Raw genomic sequence first — 573 nt, forward strand, 5'->3', positions numbered from 1 at the left:
GTCCTGTTCGATCTCGGCTACCTCGACTACGCGAGGTTAGCACGGATCGACCGCAATGGCGGCTGGTTCGTGAGCCGGCTCAACGTCGACGCCAACCCCGAAATCATCGACGAACTCCGCACCTGGTGTGGTGATACGATCGATCTGGAGGGCAGCCACCTCCAGGAGGTGCTGCCCGACCTCTATCGGCAAATCATCGATTCAACGGGGACGGTCGGTGCGGATCGAGACGATCCGCACCTTCCGTACGATGTTCGAGTCGTCGGCGTCCGCCACGAAGACGACGAGGACGATCACCGAACGNCGAGACGATCCGCACCTTCCGTACGATGTTCGAGTCGTCGGCGTCCGCCACGAAGACGACGAGGACGATCACCGAACGGAGGAGGTCGAAGCCGATCACGACTATCACCTGTATGCGACGAATCTCCCAGCAGACGCGTTCGCGCCGCGAGAACTTGCGGCGCTGTACAGCAACCGCTGGAGCGTGGAAACGGTCATCGACGAGCTGAAATCAGTGTTCGAGTTGGACGAAATGACGGTGCGACGGGAGGCAGCAGTTGAGTGTTTCAT

2 pseudogenes are annotated in these 573 nt (G+C 60.3%); both read left to right on the forward strand.

The features are described 5' to 3' along the window. Positions 1–202, forward strand: a pseudogene (locus C451_RS24595) (IS4 family transposase); the annotation flags it as partial. A gap of 132 nt (positions 203–334) precedes the next feature. Continuing rightward, positions 335–573: pseudogene (locus tag C451_RS24160) on the forward strand (transposase); the annotation flags it as partial.

The organism is Halococcus thailandensis JCM 13552 (genome assembly GCF_000336715.1).
Taxonomy (GTDB): domain Archaea; phylum Halobacteriota; class Halobacteria; order Halobacteriales; family Halococcaceae; genus Halococcus; species Halococcus thailandensis.